14 protein-coding genes are annotated in these 15752 nt (G+C 62.3%); 6 read left to right on the top strand and 8 right to left on the bottom strand.

Going from position 1 to position 15752, the window contains the following annotated elements; all coding sequences use genetic code 11:
* Nucleotides 1-127: 127 nt before the first annotated feature.
* A complete protein-coding gene (mtnA, locus tag BM382_RS11095; RefSeq protein ID WP_072442818.1) occupies nt 128-1204 on the bottom strand; it encodes an S-methyl-5-thioribose-1-phosphate isomerase in 1077 nt (358 codons plus the stop codon).
* Between the two features lie 109 nt (nt 1205-1313).
* Between mtnA and BM382_RS11090 the strand changes: the two genes are divergently transcribed.
* The 5 genes from BM382_RS11090 (at nt 1314) to BM382_RS11070 (ending at nt 6175) form a co-directional block, all read left to right on the top strand.
* On the top strand, nt 1314-2645 hold the full coding sequence (locus BM382_RS11090) for a TRZ/ATZ family hydrolase (protein WP_072442816.1): 1332 nt from the start codon (nt 1314-1316) through the stop codon (nt 2643-2645).
* Between the two features lie 62 nt (nt 2646-2707).
* Nucleotides 2708-3406, top strand: coding sequence for a bifunctional 2-polyprenyl-6-hydroxyphenol methylase/3-demethylubiquinol 3-O-methyltransferase UbiG (gene ubiG / locus BM382_RS11085; RefSeq protein ID WP_011062588.1), 699 nt, complete (start codon nt 2708-2710; stop codon nt 3404-3406).
* A gap of 3 nt (nt 3407-3409) precedes the next feature.
* Nucleotides 3410-4081 (top strand): N-acetylmuramic acid 6-phosphate phosphatase MupP, encoded by a 672-nt coding sequence (mupP, locus tag BM382_RS11080; protein ID WP_072442814.1) that lies wholly within the window; start codon nt 3410-3412, stop codon nt 4079-4081.
* 56 nt (nt 4082-4137) lie between these two features.
* Nucleotides 4138-4878, top strand: coding sequence for a YciK family oxidoreductase (locus tag BM382_RS11075; protein ID WP_015636577.1), 741 nt, complete (start codon nt 4138-4140; stop codon nt 4876-4878).
* A 370-nt stretch (nt 4879-5248) separates the two neighbouring features.
* Nucleotides 5249-6175: a GGDEF domain-containing protein gene (locus tag BM382_RS11070; protein ID WP_011062590.1), complete on the top strand. Its 927-nt coding sequence runs from the start codon at nt 5249-5251 to the stop codon at nt 6173-6175.
* Between the two features lie 96 nt (nt 6176-6271).
* On the opposite strand, the gene BM382_RS11065 is transcribed toward BM382_RS11070, so the two are convergent.
* From BM382_RS11065 to BM382_RS11035, 7 genes are all read right to left on the bottom strand, one after another.
* A complete protein-coding gene (locus BM382_RS11065; RefSeq protein WP_015636578.1) occupies nt 6272-7057 on the bottom strand; it encodes an iron-containing redox enzyme family protein in 786 nt (261 codons plus the stop codon).
* Nucleotides 7058-7101: 44 nt separating this feature from the next.
* Nucleotides 7102-9561, bottom strand: coding sequence for an EAL domain-containing protein (locus tag BM382_RS11060; protein ID WP_011062592.1), 2460 nt, complete (start codon nt 9559-9561; stop codon nt 7102-7104).
* Between the two features lie 208 nt (nt 9562-9769).
* Nucleotides 9770-11551, bottom strand: coding sequence for an ABC transporter ATP-binding protein (locus BM382_RS11055; protein WP_169892275.1), 1782 nt, complete (start codon nt 11549-11551; stop codon nt 9770-9772).
* Nucleotides 11552-11582: 31 nt separating this feature from the next.
* On the bottom strand, nt 11583-12185 hold the full coding sequence (locus BM382_RS11050; RefSeq protein WP_169892285.1) for a DsbA family protein: 603 nt from the start codon (nt 12183-12185) through the stop codon (nt 11583-11585).
* Between the two features lie 36 nt (nt 12186-12221).
* Nucleotides 12222-13163 carry an oxygen-dependent tRNA uridine(34) hydroxylase TrhO gene (locus tag BM382_RS11045; RefSeq protein WP_011062595.1) on the bottom strand — a complete coding sequence of 314 codons (942 nt, stop codon included), beginning with the start codon at nt 13161-13163 and terminating at the stop codon, nt 12222-12224.
* Between the two features lie 102 nt (nt 13164-13265).
* On the bottom strand, nt 13266-13565 hold the full coding sequence (locus BM382_RS11040) for a BolA family protein (protein ID WP_011062596.1): 300 nt from the start codon (nt 13563-13565) through the stop codon (nt 13266-13268).
* 12 nt (nt 13566-13577) lie between these two features.
* A complete protein-coding gene (locus BM382_RS11035; protein ID WP_015636579.1) occupies nt 13578-14093 on the bottom strand; it encodes a DUF2059 domain-containing protein in 516 nt (171 codons plus the stop codon).
* A gap of 193 nt (nt 14094-14286) precedes the next feature.
* Here BM382_RS11035 and BM382_RS11030 point away from each other — a divergent pair, with 193 nt between their 5' ends.
* Complete coding sequence (locus BM382_RS11030; protein ID WP_011062598.1) at nt 14287-15681, top strand: class II fumarate hydratase; 1395 nt, start codon at nt 14287-14289, stop codon at nt 15679-15681.
* Nucleotides 15682-15752: the final 71 nt, after the last annotated feature.

The raw sequence follows: 15752 nt of genomic DNA, 5'->3' as shown, positions 1-15752 counted from the left end.
TTGACCGGTGACAGCCTGATAAGAGACGAGAGGGGCTCAGAGGCCAAATTCGCACATAATTAAGCGCTTTTTACTGAGCTGACAGCTTTCCCGGGAAGCTGGCACCAACGACTTGCCCCGACACTCGTCAGTGCAAGCGCTTGCGGCACATCAATTGCGCCATCTTGGCCGTGTCCGGCCGCTCGACAACGCCCTTCTCGGTGACGATGGCATCGATCAGGTCCGCTGGCGTGACATCGAACAGCGGATTGAAGCCTTCTACCCCCTCCCCCATGCGCTTGCCCGCGATCTCCAGCAACTCCTCGCCCGCCCGCTCTGCCAAGGGAATGTCATCACCGCTGGCAAGGCTCATGTCGATGCTCGAACTGGGCGCCACCACCATGAAGCGAACACCGTGGTGCATGGCATTGACCGCCAGCTGGTAAGTGCCAATCTGGTTCGCTACATCGCCATTGGCAGTGATGCGGTCCGCCCCCACCACGACCCAGGTCACGCCCTTGGTCTTCATGATGTGCGCGGCGGCTGCATCGACATTTACCGTTACCGGAATGCTTTCGCTGGCCAGCTCCCAGGCCGTCAGGCGCGAACCCTGCAACCAGGGCCGGGTTTCATCGGCGTAGACCCGCTCCACCATACCTTCCAGCCAGGCCGCGCGAATCACCCCCAGGGCCGTGCCGAAACCACCGGTGGCCAGGGCGCCGGTATTGCTGTGAGTCAACAGGGCCTGGGGGTTGCCCTGATGCCGCCGGATCAGGTCCACACCCAGCTGAGCCATGGTCAGGTTGGCTTCGCGATCGCTCTCATGAATGGCCAGGGCTTCAGCTTCCAGCGCTGCCAACGGATCAGCATATTCCCTGACCCGCTCCAGGCGCTCGCGCATGCGATTGAGCGCCCAGGACAGATTCACCGCCGCAGGAGCGGCATCCACCAGCAAAGTGAAATCCTCTTCCAGCGCCGCAAACCAGTCGCCACCTGCGACAGATCGTCCACGTGCTGCCAGAACCAGGCCGTAGGCAGCACTGATGCCAATGGCCGGCGCCCCACAGACCACCATCGAGCGAATCGCCTCGGCCACTCCAGCGGCGCTGTCATAGGCAATCCAGGATTCCTCGAAAGGCAAGGCCCGCTGATCGAGCAGGTACAGAGTGCTATCCCGCCATTCAATGGCCCTGACTTTCTCCGCAGCCAACAGACGATCGCGCATCCCTCACCCCGCACTCATGAACAAAAGCCGCCGATTATAGCGATCCCCCTGCCAGGACGCTCGGGTATACTTCGCCATCCTTTTATATAAAGCCCTGGACCGATACTCGATGCCGAACCGCGACATTGCGCTCGACCTGCTGCTGCTCCCGACCTGGCTGGTGCCGGTGGAGCCGGCCGGCGTCGTCCTCAGGGAACACGGCCTGGGCATCCGCGACGGGCACATCGTGTTCATCGGCCCACGCGCCGAGGCCTTGAAGTATCGCGCCACGGAAATCCGCGAACTGCCCGACACCCTGCTCACCCCGGGCCTGATCAACGCCCACGGGCACGCCGCCATGACCCTGTTTCGCGGCCTGGCCGATGACCTGCCGCTGATGACCTGGCTGGAAAAGCACATCTGGCCCGCCGAAGCCAAGTGGGTGGATGAAGCCTTCGTCCGCGACGGCACCGACCTGGCCATCGCCGAGCAGATCAAGGGTGGGATCACCTGTTTCTCGGACATGTACTTCTTCCCGAAGGTTGCCAGTGAGCGGGTGCACAACAGCGGCATGCGAGCACAGGTCGCCATCCCCATTCTCGACTTCCCGATTCCCGGTGCCCAGAATGCCGACGAAGCCATCCGCCAGGGCGTAGAGCTGTTCGGCGATCTCAAGCATCATCCGCGGATCAACATCACCTTCGGCCCTCATGCACCCTACACCGTTGGCGACGAGAACCTGGAAAAAGTCCGGATCATTGCCGAAGAACTCGACGCTGCGATCCACATGCATGTGCATGAGACCGCCCATGAGGTGCAGCAATCCGTGGAACAGCACGGTGAGCGACCGCTGGCGCGCCTGGCTCGCCTGGGGCTGCTGGGACCACGCTTCCAGGCCGTTCATATGACCCAAATCAGCGATGACGACCTGGCTTTACTGGTAGAAACCAACACCAGCGTCATTCACTGCCCGGAATCCAACCTGAAACTGGCCAGCGGCTTCTGCCCTGTAGAACGCCTGTGGCAGGCCGGAGTCAACGTGGCGGTAGGCACCGATGGCGCCGCCAGCAACAACGACCTGGACCTGCTGGGGGAAACCCGTACCGCCGCGCTGCTGGCCAAGGCCGTGGCCGGGTCGGCTACCGCCCTGGATGCCCATCGCGCACTGCGCATGGCTACCCTCAACGGCGCCAGGGCCATGGGCCTGGAAAGCCAAGTGGGCTCCCTGGAAATCGGCAAGGCCGCAGACCTGACAGCCTTCGACCTGTCCGGCCTGGCCCAGCAGCCGATCTACGACCCGGTGTCGCAACTGATCTACGCCACCGGCCGAGACTGCGTGAAACATGTATGGGTCGCCGGCAAGCAACTGCTGGATGACCGACGCCTGACCCGCCTGGACGAGCATCAGCTGGGCGCTACCGCCCGCGACTGGGCCCGGCGCATCAGCGGCCACCACCCATAACCCGGGCCTTGAGCACAGGCTCGAGGCCCGACAGAGAATTTTCTAGCTTTGGAGCACTACCCATGAGCAACGTCGACCACGCTGAAATCGCCAAATTCGAAGCCCTGGCCCATCGCTGGTGGGACCGTGAAAGCGAGTTCAAGCCCCTGCACGACATCAACCCCCTGCGGGTAAACTGGATCGACGAACGGGTCGGCCTGGCGGGCAAGAAAGTCCTCGACGTCGGCTGCGGCGGCGGCATCCTCAGCGAAGCCATGGCCCAGCGCGGCGCTACCGTGACCGGCATCGACATGGGCGAGGCCCCGCTGGCCGTGGCGCAATTGCACCAGCTGGAATCCGGCGTCAACGTCGAGTACCGGCAGATCACTGCCGAGGCCCTGGCCGAGGAAATGCCCGAGCAATTCGACGTGGTCACCTGCCTGGAAATGCTCGAGCACGTGCCGGACCCTTCGTCGGTGATTCGCGCCTGCTTCCGCATGGTCAAGCCCGGTGGCCAGGTGTTCTTCTCCACCATCAACCGCAACCCCAAGGCCTACCTGTTCGCCATCATCGGCGCTGAATACATCATGAAGCTGCTGCCGCGCGGCACCCACGACTTCAAGAAGTTCATCCGCCCATCCGAGCTCGGTGCCTGGAGCCGCTCTGCCGGCCTCACCGTCAAGGACATCATCGGCCTGACCTACAACCCGCTGACCAAGCACTACAAGCTGGCCCCGGACGTGGACGTCAACTACATGATCCAGACCCTGCGAGAGGAGTAAGACATGGCTATCAGAGCCGTTCTCTTCGACATGGATGGCACCCTGCTCGATACCGCTCCGGACTTCATCGCGGTGTGCCAGGGCATGCGCCGTGATCGCGGCCTGCCGCCCATCGCCGACCAGCACGTTCGCGACGAGATCTCCGGCGGCGCCCGCGCCATGGTGGCGGTGACCTTCTCCATGGACCCCGAATCCCCGGGCTTCGAGGAACTGCGCCTGGAGTTTCTCGAGCGCTACCTCAAGCATTGCGCCGTGCACAGCAAGCTCTTCGACGGCATGGCCGAGCTGCTGGCAGATATCGAAAAGGCCCACTTGGTCTGGGGCGTGGTCACCAACAAGCCGCTGCGCTTCGCCGAGCCGATCATGCAGCAACTGGGGCTGGCCGAGCGCTCGGCACTGCTGATCTGCCCTGACCACGTGAAGAACAGCAAGCCCGACCCCGAACCGCTGATCCTGGCGTGCAAGATGCTCGACCTGGCCCCGTCCAGCGTGCTGTTTGTCGGCGATGACCTGCGCGATATCGAATCCGGCCGCGATGCGGGCACCAGGACCGCTGCGGTGACCTATGGCTATATCCATCCGGACGACAACCCACGGCACTGGGGCGCCGACGTGGTGGTCAGTCACCCGCTGGAACTGCGCCAGGTTCTGGACAACGCGCTGTGCAGCTGCTGAGCAGCGGCATGCCCGGCTAAGCGCCGGGGACGATCCAATTTCTGTTGAGGCCTTTTATGTTTGATTATTCCGCTCGCCCAGAACTGCTCAAGGACCGGGTCATTCTGGTCACCGGCGCCGGTCGTGGCATCGGCGCCGCCGCCGCCAAGACCTTTGCCGCTCATGGCGCCACCGTGCTGCTGCTGGGCAAGACCGAAGCCAACCTGACCGAGGTCTACGACGCCATCGAGGCGGCCGGCCATCCGCAGCCGGCGGTAATCCCGTTCAACCTGGAAACCGCCCTGCCGCACCAGTACGACGAACTGGCGGCCATGATCGAAACCGAGTTCGGCCACCTCGACGGCCTGTTGCACAACGCCTCGATCATCGGCCCGCGCACGCCTCTGGAGCAGCTCTCCGGGGAGAACTTCATGCGTGTGATGCAGGTCAACGTCAACGCCATGTTCATGCTTACCAGCACCCTGCTGCCCCTGCTCAAGCTGTCCCAGGATGCTTCGGTGGTCTTCACCTCCAGCAGCGTTGGCCGCAAGGGCCGGGCTTACTGGGGCGCCTACGGCGTGTCGAAATTCGCCACCGAAGGCTTGATGCAGACCCTGGCCGACGAGCTGGACACCGTGGCTCCGGTGCGTGCCAACAGCATCAACCCAGGCGCCACCCGCACCAGCATGCGGGCCCAGGCCTACCCGGGAGAAAACCCCAGCAACAATCCGACCCCGGAAGAAATCATGCCGGTCTATCTGTACCTGATGGGGCCGGACAGCACCGGGATCAACGGTCAAGCCTTCGACGCGCAGTAATACCCCCTCCCGTTCGTCGCGACGGAATACCGTCGCGACGCCTCGGCAATGCCTACCCCGCGTAGGTTTCAAGCCAAACAAATGTCATTTTTGACGACAGCCTTTTTACGCCGAAACCCAAGCTGCTGAATCCAAACAAGTTTTCCCAATATGAACCGAATGGCACGAGTTTCGCTCTAACGACACTCAATACACAGTGCATTGACGCTGTGGAAAACGGCTTGCGCTGAGGGCTTTATAGCCACAGGCGAGACGGCCTAAAATATGCGCGTTGTCCTACGGGACTGATGGAACAGTATGACGCGCAGCTCTGAGCCGCTCTCACCCAGGCAGTTAGACCGTACACAGTGCTCAGGGGGCTCAAGCTCAGATGAAAACACCGACCCAGACCAACGCAATTGACTTCGATAGCGCCAAATTGCAACGCCTGGGCTTTGGCCAGCAGTCGCCACTGATCAAGCAGCCCATCAGCCTCGCCCAGTTGCGCCAGCAACTGGGCCTGCAGCTGCAGACCAGCCTTGAACCGCAACGCATCCTGGGCCTGTTCTTTCGTGAGGTTCAGCGCCTGGTCCCCCTGGATGCCCTGCAGTACCAGCACACTCCGAGCGACCTGCGCCTGGAGTTCGGCCAGCGCGGCCATCACTCCATCAGCTACAGCCTGAGCCACGAAGGCGAACCGATGGGCGAGCTGGTCTTTCGCCGCAACCAGCGCTTCAGCGAATCAGAACAGGGCTCCCTGGAATCGCTGCTCTCGACCCTGCTGTACCCGATGCGCAATGCCCTGCTGTATCGCGCCGCCACTCGCAGTGCCCTGCGGGATCCGCTGACTGATACCGGCAATCGCATCGCCATGGACCAGACCCTGCAACGGGAAATCGAAATGGCCCGTCGTCACCTGCTTCCACTGTCGCTGCTGATGCTGGACATCGATCACTTCAAGCGCATCAACGACAACCACGGCCACAGCGCCGGCGATCAAGTTCTCAAGGCCGTTGCCGCGGCAATCAAGGGGCAATTGCGCAATGTCGACATGGTGTTTCGCTTTGGCGGGGAAGAGTTCTTGATCCTGCTGTCCAACACCGGGCGCGAAGCCGCGGCGATGGTGGGCGAGCGTCTGCGCCATGCCGCCCAGGCCCAGGACTACCGGGCCGATGGTCAGCCGATCGAACTTACCGTAAGCCTGGGGTGTTCGACTCTGCTACCGGGAGAATCCGCAGAAAGCCTGTTGCGACGCGCCGACAGCGCGCTGTACGTGGCCAAGCGCGAAGGGCGCAACCGCCTGGCAATGGCGGGCTGAGCACAAGGTAGCGCCCTGCCCCGTTGATGCACGGGCAACTTCATCACCCCACACGTCCAGCGTGCGCGGCAATCGAAGCGCCCGACATTCCCTGACTCAGCCTTCGGCCAGTGCCAGGCGCTCGCGGGTCACCGCAGTCTTTTCCTGCTGCATGCAGCGTTCCAGGAACAGGTACATATAGTCATAGCTCTTGCAGATGGCCTGACGCAGCTCGACCTGCAGGGCCTTGCTCGGGTTCAGCCCTGCCAGGGTGACGATGATTTCCAGCGCTTCCCACGGATGGGCGTCGTCGTACTGGGCATGCATCTTCAGCCACTTCATGGCACGTTTGCGATCCTCTTCCGGGAACGCCGCGGCATAGATGCCGTTGGAACACACCAGCGCCGACCACTCGCCCGTAGCCCCTTCAATGGCGTAGTTGGTGGCGGCAATGGCCACGATCAGGGAATCGGCAGAACTGGTATGCCAGCACCAATGGCTCAAGGCATGCAGCTCTGGCGGTACTTGCTGGGCCTGCAGGTCTTCCAGGGTCACGCCATGGGCCCGGCTCCAGTGCACCCAGTAATCGGCATGATTGAGCTCGACCCGGATATTGCGCATTAGCCAGCGACGCGCCATGTCTTCGCCGGGATGGCGGGCAAAACGGGTCTTGGTCAGGTTTTGCGCCATGTACAGGGCGAACTGTTCAACCACCGGCCAGCCGCCAATCAGATACTGACGCATGACTTTGGCACTGAGTTTGTTATCGCGCATGCGCTGGTACAGCTCATGCTCCACGACGCGGCGCTTGCTCTCGCTGCAGTCCTGGATCAATTGCTGGGTCCAGGCGGGGTAACTGGCAGCTTCCATGAGCGGGCCGGTTCGGCTGAATGTGTCGATCACTGTCGGGCTCCTTTTGATTGTGATGTACGGATCCAAAAGAGGTTTCAACGGAACGTACCGGGCGCCTTGAACAACAGTGGCTGTGGTCTCACGGGTCGACACTGCAGGCTGTCACAGGTGAACAATTGCGGGCGTTCAATAATGTAGCCTTGAGCATAATCCACGCCGATCTCAAGCAATGCCTGCTCGATCTGCGGTGTTTCAACAAACTCGGCAATCGTGCGCTTACCCATGACATGCCCGATGTGGTTGATCACTTCGACCATGGCGCGGTTAATCGGGTCGTCCAGCATATCCTTTACGAAACTTCCATCGATCTTGAGGAAGTCTACAGGCAAATGTTTGAGATAAGCGAACGACGACATTCCCGCACAAAAGTCATCCAGGGAAAAATGGCAACCTAAGCCCTTGAGTTCATTTATGAAACGAATGGCACTGCCCAAATTGGCAATCGCACTGGTTTCAGTAATTTCAAAACAGATCAACTTTGGCGGTACGCCATAGACGACAAACTGCTCGCGCAAGAAGTCGAGAAACGCATCATCACCGATGGTGATACCCGACAGGTTGATGGCGCACATTGCCATTGGCCCCTCACGGCCTTCGGCAATGCATTGGGCAATGATCTTGAATACGTTCTGTACCACCCAACGGTCCAGAGAGGTCATCAGGCCGTAGCGCTCCGCCGCCGGAATGAAGCTGTCCGGCAGAATCATCCGGCCCGCCTCGTCATGCAGGCGCAACAGAATCTCCACATGCCCGCCGCCACGCTCGACATGCCCCAGGGCGGTGATCTCCTGCGAATAGAGGCAGAAGCGGTTTTCCTCCAGCGCCATGTGCAGACGCTGGACCCAGGCCATCTCGCCAAAGCGCAGCGACAGCTCGGAATCGTCGGCATGGTAGACCTGCACACGGTTACGCCCCTTTTCCTTGGCCATGTAGCAGGCCATGTCCGCCGCTCTCAGCGAGGCTTCGAGGGTGGTCGGGGTCTGGGCGATGTGCACCAGGCCGATACTCACGGTGGTCACGAAGGGCCGGCCTTTCCAGACGAAATGCAGATTCTGCACGGTCTGGCGCAGCCCCTCGGCAATCTTCTCCGCGGCCTCTGGCGAGCAATTCTCCAGGAGGATGCCGAACTCGTCCCCACCCAGCCGTGCCAGGGTGTCGCCTTCGCGCAGGCCCGACTGCAGCAGCGCGCAGATATGCCGCAGCAGCTCGTCCCCGGCAGCATGGCCACAGGTGTCATTGACCAGCTTGAACTGATCCAGATCGAGGAACATCAGCGCATGCCGTGCCGGCTGGCGAATCAGGCTGTGCAGGGCCTGCTCCAGGCGGAACTCGAACTCCCGGCGATTGGCCAGGCCGGTCAGGGCGTCATGGGTCGCCTGCCAGGAGAGGTTGGCGATGTATTGCCGCTCCTGGGTCATGTCGTGCAGCACCAGCACCGTGCCGCTGACCTTGCCGGCATTGCGGATCGGCGCCCCCACCAGGGTCACCGAGACTGTGCTGCCGTCCAGACGCTGGATCAGTTTGGAATGCTCGCTGCCGCCGCTGAGCTGACCGCTGAGGATGTGTTCGATGAGGGTGAAACCGTCAGCCTGGGCATTTTCATCCAGCAGGTTGAACAAGGCTGCCAGGGGCAACCCCACTGCCTGCTCGGCCTTCCAGCGAGTCAGATCCTCTGCCGCCGGGTTCATGTAGGCGATGGCACCTTCGACGTCGGTGGTGATCACCCCGTCGCCGATGGACTGCAGGGTGATCTGCGCCCGCTCCTTTTCCAGTTGCAGGGCGTCGGCAAAGGCATGGCGCTGGGCCAGCAGCTTGTGCGTGCGCAGCAGGGCCAGGGCAATCAGCACCAGCGCGGTTGCCAGGTTGGTCACCAGCAACAGCCGCAAGATCACCCGCGAACCCTCGCCCAAGGCATCGCTGAAGGCCTTGGCAGCGGGAGTGACGCCGTCATTGATGGCGAAAATCTGACTCTTCCAGCGCTGCACGTCGCCTTCGCTGGCGCTATTGCTGCCGATCCTCTGGTGCATCTCCCGGGCCACGGTGTCCAGTTGCAACAGGTATCCGTCCCCCACGGTCCACAGATCGATGGCCTTTTCCAGGTAGCTGAAATGACGGAAGTTGAGGTACAGCCAGATCAGGCTGGAGACATCGTCCGGGTGATTGCCGCCCTTGAGGATGCCCAGGCGTGCGGCCTCCAGATCCGGTGGCTGGTGATCCAGGGCAACCCGCAACTCATGCCCGCCCTGGGGCACGGCAATTGCGTTCTGGTACTTGAGGAAAGTGCCTTCGTCGCGGCTGTCGGCATACAGATTGAGGTAGTAGATGGCGTCTTTCTGGCCCTTGGACCACAGGCTTTCACCAGCCACATAACCCCGTACCGCCGACAGAACGTACAGGCTGAGGCCGCCCAACAGCGCTTGAAATAACACCACGGCGATGAAGGGCCAGACGATGCCCAACAAGCGCGGCGTTGCGAAAGTCCGCTTTTGCTTCATGAGGGTCCTTGCTTGCGCACAGCCAAATGAACACCCAGTAGTTGCGCCTCAGACAGCACAGGTTAGGCCAATTTCCACAGAACCGGCGCAGGGCAGGCTGCCGCTGACGCAGACTGGCTGGGGAAACGGGCCGCCGCGCTAAAGCTGAAACGGTTGTTCCACCAGGAAATTCAAGCACTAAGCACAGAAAGACGGATAAAACTCAAGGCTATCGAACCTGCTGCAAATGCCCGTACAGCTTGGCGTAAAGGCCGCCATCGGCAATCAGCTGCTGATGGTCGCCATCTTCGGCAATCTGCCCGCCATCGAACACCAAAACCCGGTCCGCCTGTTTTACCGCTGACAAGCGATGGGCAATGATCAGCGTAGTCCGCCCACGCAGAAAACGCGTCAAGGCCTGATGCAGGTTGTACTCGGTGGCAGCATCCAGGGCGGAAGTGGCCTCATCGAGGATCACCACCTTGGGCTCGGCCAGAACCATCCGCGCAATCGCCAGGCGCTGGCGCTGGCCCCCGGACAAACGCACGCCGGAACGCCCCACCACGCTGTCCAGCCCCTGCGGCAAGGCCCTGACGGTAGCGTCCAACTGGGCAATTTCCAGGGCCTGCCAGCAGGCTTCGTCACTGCGCTCGCGCCCCATGGCCAGGTTGGCGCGGATGGTGTCGTTGAACAGCGCGGGATGCTGCAACACCACCGCCACGTTCTCCCGAACCGTCTCCAGGCCGATTTCCTGCTGGGTCGAACCACCAAAGCGGATCACCCCGGTCTGCGGTGTGTACAGCCCCAGCAGCAACTGCACCAGGGTGCTCTTGCCGCCACCGCTGGCACCGACAATGGCTACCTTTTCACCGGGAGCGATGGACAGGTCCATATTGTCCAGCACCCGCTCGTCACCGTAGCCGAAGCTCAAGCCACGGACCTCGATGCCGACGGTCTCGCGCCCCACGAACGGGTCCGCACCCGGGCCGTACTGCGGTTCGTCGGCCCGCGCCAGCAGCTCGTTGATCCGGGTCAGTGCGCCGCCCGCGGCGTAGTAGGCGTATTGCAGGTTCAGCAACTGTTCCACCGGCCCGATCATGAACCACAGGTAACTGAATACCGCCAGCATCTGGCCGATGGACAGGTCGGAGAACAACACGGTCAGCATCGCCGCCGCACGGAAGATATCGATGCCGAACTGGAACAGCAGCCCGCTGGCGCGGCCCGAGGCATCGCTTTTCCATTGCGAGGCCACAGCGTAGTCCCGCACCTCCTCGGCACGCCGCCCCAGGCGCCCGAGAAAGTAGCCCTGGCGATTGCTCGCGCGAATTTCCTGGATAGCCTCCAGGGTCTCGGTCAGGGCCTGGGTAAAGCGCGAGGTGCTGTCGTTTTCCAGCTTTTTCAGGTGCTTGACCCGCTTGCCCAACTGCACCGTGGCGAAGATCACCAGCGGGTTGAACAGCAGGATCAGCAAGGCCAGTTTCCAGTGCATCCACATCAGGATGCCCGCTGTGCCCACCAGGGTCAGCATGGCCACCAGGAAGCGGCTGAGGGTCTCACCGACGAACTTGTCCACAGTGTCCAGGTCGGTGACCAGGTGAGTGGTGACCGTACCGCCCCCCAGGCTTTCGTATTCCCCCAGGGAAATGCGCTTGAGCCGCTCGATCAGCCGCACGCGGATGCGGTAGACGATGTCCTTGGCCAGCCCGGCAAACAGCCGCGCCTGAATCACGTTGAACACCAGCGCCGAGCAGCGCAGGATCAGCGTCACCATGAGCATCAGGCCGATATAGCCAGCGGCACTCTGCCATCCCTGGGGCAGGAAGCGGTTCATCACCTGCAGAGCGGCATCGCCGTGCCCCAACAGCACCTCATCCACCAGCAAGGGCAGCAGCAGCGGGATCGGCACACTGCACAGGGTCGCCAGCACGGCGACGCCGTTGGCGATCCACAGAGATTTCTTGTGCTCAAGAGCCAGGCGACGGATATGCGCCCAGCTCAGGCGATCGATCGGCTTGCCGCTGACGCTTGAATCCACCGGTTCAGGCACAGGCGGCGCGCTCCAGCCAGCGCCCCAACAGAGGGGACAGCTCGCTCAGAGGCTGATAGCCGTTGGTCAGCAATGCCAATTGGCCATTACGCTCGGCCAGCAAGGTAGGAAAGCCGGCGATTCCCAGGTCCTGGACCCAGGTGAAGTCCGCCGCGGTAGCCACATGCTGCTCGGCCCGGTCGAAGGCCTCGGCGAATTCGATGCGCGGCACCCCTGCCCGCTCCGCCAGCTCCACCAGCACACTGGCCAGGGTGACATCCCGGCCTTCGACATAGAACGCCTGCTGGATCAGCCCCAGCAGGGTCCAGGCGCAGTCCGCCGCCAGGCCACGTGCGGTGACGATGGCGCGACAGGCCGGTTCGGTGTCATAGACAAAGCCATCGGGCAAGGCGCCCTCGAAGCCGAACGGTTGGCCGGTGGCCTGGTGCACCGCCTGCCAGTGCTCGAGGATGTAGCGCCGGGTATTGGGTTCCAGGGCCGCACCGCTACCGGTACGCAAGCCCCCCACCACCAGGTGCACCTCGACCCCGGCGGCCCGGGCCTGCTCCGCCAGGGCCTGGGCCACGGGCGCAAAGCCCCAGCACCATGAACACATCGGGTCCATCACATAGAGCAGGCGGGCAGACATGGCTCAAGCCTCGGAAGAAGATTGCTTGTAGTTGTAACCAATCGGGTGCGGCATGTTGCGAGCCTTGGCCAATTCGATCTGCTTCTGCCGGTCGATGGCACTGCGGCGGGTCTTCTCGCTCAGCTTGTCCCAGCAGTGCGGGCAGCTGATACCAGGCACATAGTGCTCGGATGCACGATCCTCGACGCTCACTGGAGTACGGCAGGCATGACATTGATCGTAGTCGCCTTCGCTCAGGTCGTGGCGCACGGTGACCCGGTTATCGAACACAAAGCAGTCGCCCTGCCATTTGCTCTCTTGCTGCGGTACCTCTTCGAGGTACTTGAGGATCCCGCCCTTGAGGTGAAACACCTCGTCGAAGCCTTCGCTGAGCATGTAGCTCGAGGCCTTCTCGCAACGGATGCCGCCGGTGCAGAACATCGCCACCTTCTTGTGCTTGCTCGGGTCGAAGTGGGCTTTGATGTAGTCCGGGAATTCGCGGAAGCTGGTGGTCTTGGGGTCGATGGCGCCTTCGAAGGTGCCAATGGACACTTCATAGTCGTTGCGGGTATCGATCAGCAGCACTTCCGGATCGCTGATCAGGGCGTTCCAGTCCTGTGGCTCGACGTAGGTCCCGACCTTCTTGTTGGGATCGACGCCGGGCACGCCCAGGGTAACGATCTCTTTCTTGAGCTTGACCTTGGTGCGGTAGAACGGCTGCTCGTCGCAGTAGGATTCCTTGTGATCGATATCCACCATGCGCGGATCGTTCTTCAGCCAGGCCAGCAGCCCGTCGATGCCTTCGCGGCTGCCGGAAACCGTGCCGTTGATGCCTTCTTCGGCAATCAGCAAGGTGCCCTTGATGCCGTTGTCGAGCATTGCCTGCAACAGGGGCTCACGCAGGTTGACGTAATCTTCGAGGGTGACGAACTTGTACAGTGCCGCCACGACAATAGGTTGTGCCATGGGTAATCTCCAGGTGGCTACCCTCGTAAAGGGTGAACCGGATGCAAAAAAAAACGCGCCGGCATAAGCGGCGCGTTGAGGATTCTAACAAAAAAACCGCGGTTAATGCTGACTGCCACCGGCACAGGTCGGCGAAGCCGGAGCCACACCGATCTTCGACCATTCCTCAGGCGTATAAGTGTGCAGCGCCAACGCATGGAACTGGCCCATCAGCTCACCCAGGGTGGCGTAGACCTTCTGATGGCGCTTGACGCTGTTGAGGCCGGCGAACTGCTCGCTGACCAGTACCGCCTTGAAGTGGGTTTCCAGGCCACGGCTGTGCATGTGGCTTTCATCCAGCACTTGCAGGTGCTCGGGCTGCAATGCCCCGAGCGCCGCTTCGATACGTTGTTGCATGGTCATTGCGGGCTCCGCTTACTTCTTCTTCGCCGGGGCAGCCTTGGGCTCGAGCTCGGCGGTCATGTCGGCCAGCAGCTTGTTCACCACCGGTACCGCGCTTTCCAGCTTGGCTTGGGTCATCTGCGCCGATTGCTGGGTCAGCTGGGGCATTTTTTCCAGGACTTTCTTGCCCAGTGGCGACTGATAGAAAGCCACCAGTTCCTTGAGCTCCGATTCGCTGAAATTGCTGGTGTAGAGCTTGACCATGTCCGGCTTCAGCTTGTTCCAGCCAATGGCCTGGTCCAGGGCGGCATTGGCCTTGGCCTGGTAGGTTTCCAGCAGGGCACGCTTGGATTCCGGGGCTTTGGTCTGCTCGAAGCGCTGGGCGAACATTTGCTGAACTTGCATGTACACCGGGGTACCGAGCTTGTCCGCATGGGCCAGGGTCAGGAAGGCCTCGGCACTGGCGTTGTGGCTGGCGGTATCGGCAAGAACCTGGCCGCTGGCACACACCAGAACAACCGCGGTACAGATGGCACGAAAACGGGTCATCGAGTTTCCTTTATCTAGCAGGCGAGGTAGAACCCCAAGGGCGCCCATTCTGCGCCTATTAATCCGCGTCCCTCAACCCCACGCCGACCGGCCCCCGGTTTTGCTCGGCCATGGCGGGGAAAAACCCCCGGCATGGAACCCGAGCCGCGGATCACGGCCTAAACTGGCCTGTCAGACTAGGAGGATTGCCACGATGAACCGAATCGAAACCGACAGCCTGGGCCAGGTTGAAGTCCCGCAAGAAGCCTACTGGGGCGCGCAGACCCAACGTTCGCTGGTCAACTTCGCCATCGGCAACGAACGCATGCCCTTGGCGGTGCTGCATGCCCTGGCCCTGATCAAGAAAGCCGCGGCGCGGGTCAACGACCGCAACGGCGACATCCCTGCCGATATCGCCCGCCTGATCGAACAGGCCGCCGACGAAGTGCTCGCGGGCGAGCATGACGACCAGTTCCCTCTGGTGGTGTGGCAGACCGGCAGCGGTACCCAAAGCAACATGAACGTCAACGAAGTGCTGGCTGGACGGGCCAACGAGCTGGCGGGCAACCCTCGGGGCGGCAAGACGCCGGTGCACCCCAATGACCACGTCAATCGCTCGCAGAGCTCCAACGACTGCTTCCCCACTGCCATGCACATTGCGGCGGCCCAGGCGGTGCAGTTCCAGTTGCTGCCAGCGATCACCGAGCTCTCCGGCGGCCTGGCCGAGCTGTCGGCGCGGCACATGAAGCTGGTGAAGACCGGTCGCACCCACATGATGGACGCCACCCCCATTACCTTCGGCCAGGAAATCTCGGCCTTCATCGCCCAACTGGGGTACGCCGAGCGCGCCATCCGCAGCGCTTTGCCGGCCGTCTGCGAACTGGCCCAGGGCGGCACCGCGGTAGGCACCGGGCTCAACTCACCCCACGGTTTCGGCGAGGCCATCGCCGCCGAGTTGGCGGCGCTCTCGGGCCTGCCCTTCGTCACGGCATCGAACAAGTTCGCCGCCCTGGCCGGCCATGAACCGCTGACCAGCCTTTCCGGCGCCCTGAAGACCCTCGCCGTGTGCCTGATGAAAATCGCCAACGACCTGCGCCTGCTGGGCTCCGGGCCACGGGCGGGCCTGGCCGAGGTCAAGCTCCCCGCCAACGAGCCCGGCAGCTCGATCATGCCCGGCAAGGTCAACCCGACCCAGTGCGAAGCCCTGTCGATGCTGGCCTGCCAGGTCATGGGCAACGATGTGACCATCGGCTTTGCAGCCAGCCAGGGCCACTTGCAACTGAACGTGTTCAAGCCGGTGATCATCCACAACCTGCTGCAATCGATCCGCCTGCTGGCCGATGGCTGCAGCAACTTCCAGCACCATTGCATCGCCGGGCTGGAGCCCGACCCGCAACAGATGGCCGCGCACCTGGAGCGCGGGCTGATGCTGGTGACCGCGCTCAATACCCATATCGGCTACGACAAGGCCGCCGAGATCGCCAAGAAGGCCTATGCCGAGAACCTGACCCTGCGCGAGGCGGCGCTGGAACTCGGGTACCTGACCGATGAACAGTTCGATGCCTGGGTCCGCCCGGAAAACATGCTGGAGGCCGGGAAGCAGGGGTAAGACCGCAGTCGCCTTCGCTAGCGAGCCAGCTCCTGCCACAACCCGACTGCAGGAGCTGGCTCGCCAGCGAA

The sequence above is a fragment of the Pseudomonas sp. NFPP25 genome (genome assembly GCF_900116505.1).
GTDB lineage: Bacteria > Pseudomonadota > Gammaproteobacteria > Pseudomonadales > Pseudomonadaceae > Aquipseudomonas > Aquipseudomonas protegens.
This window is presented reverse-complemented; position numbering and strand designations above follow the sequence as displayed.

Excerpts from the sequence above, each read along its gene's own strand:
- mtnA (WP_072442818.1), bottom strand. The coding sequence starts at position 1,204 with ATGCGCGATCGTCTGTTGGCTGCGGAGAAAGTCAGGGCCATTGAATGG.
- BM382_RS11090 (WP_072442816.1), top strand. The coding sequence starts at position 1,314 with ATGCCGAACCGCGACATTGCGCTCGACCTGCTGCTGCTCCCGACCTGG.
- ubiG (WP_011062588.1), top strand. The coding sequence starts at position 2,708 with ATGAGCAACGTCGACCACGCTGAAATCGCCAAATTCGAAGCCCTGGCC.
- mupP (WP_072442814.1), top strand. The coding sequence starts at position 3,410 with ATGGCTATCAGAGCCGTTCTCTTCGACATGGATGGCACCCTGCTCGAT.
- BM382_RS11075 (WP_015636577.1), top strand. The coding sequence starts at position 4,138 with ATGTTTGATTATTCCGCTCGCCCAGAACTGCTCAAGGACCGGGTCATT.
- BM382_RS11070 (WP_011062590.1), top strand. The coding sequence starts at position 5,249 with ATGAAAACACCGACCCAGACCAACGCAATTGACTTCGATAGCGCCAAA.
- BM382_RS11060 (WP_011062592.1), bottom strand. The coding sequence starts at position 9,561 with ATGAAGCAAAAGCGGACTTTCGCAACGCCGCGCTTGTTGGGCATCGTC.
- BM382_RS11050 (WP_169892285.1), bottom strand. The coding sequence starts at position 12,185 with ATGTGTTCATGGTGCTGGGGCTTTGCGCCCGTGGCCCAGGCCCTGGCG.
- BM382_RS11045 (WP_011062595.1), bottom strand. The coding sequence starts at position 13,163 with ATGGCACAACCTATTGTCGTGGCGGCACTGTACAAGTTCGTCACCCTC.
- BM382_RS11040 (WP_011062596.1), bottom strand. The coding sequence starts at position 13,565 with ATGACCATGCAACAACGTATCGAAGCGGCGCTCGGGGCATTGCAGCCC.
- BM382_RS11035 (WP_015636579.1), bottom strand. The coding sequence starts at position 14,093 with ATGACCCGTTTTCGTGCCATCTGTACCGCGGTTGTTCTGGTGTGTGCC.
- BM382_RS11030 (WP_011062598.1), top strand. The coding sequence starts at position 14,287 with ATGAACCGAATCGAAACCGACAGCCTGGGCCAGGTTGAAGTCCCGCAA.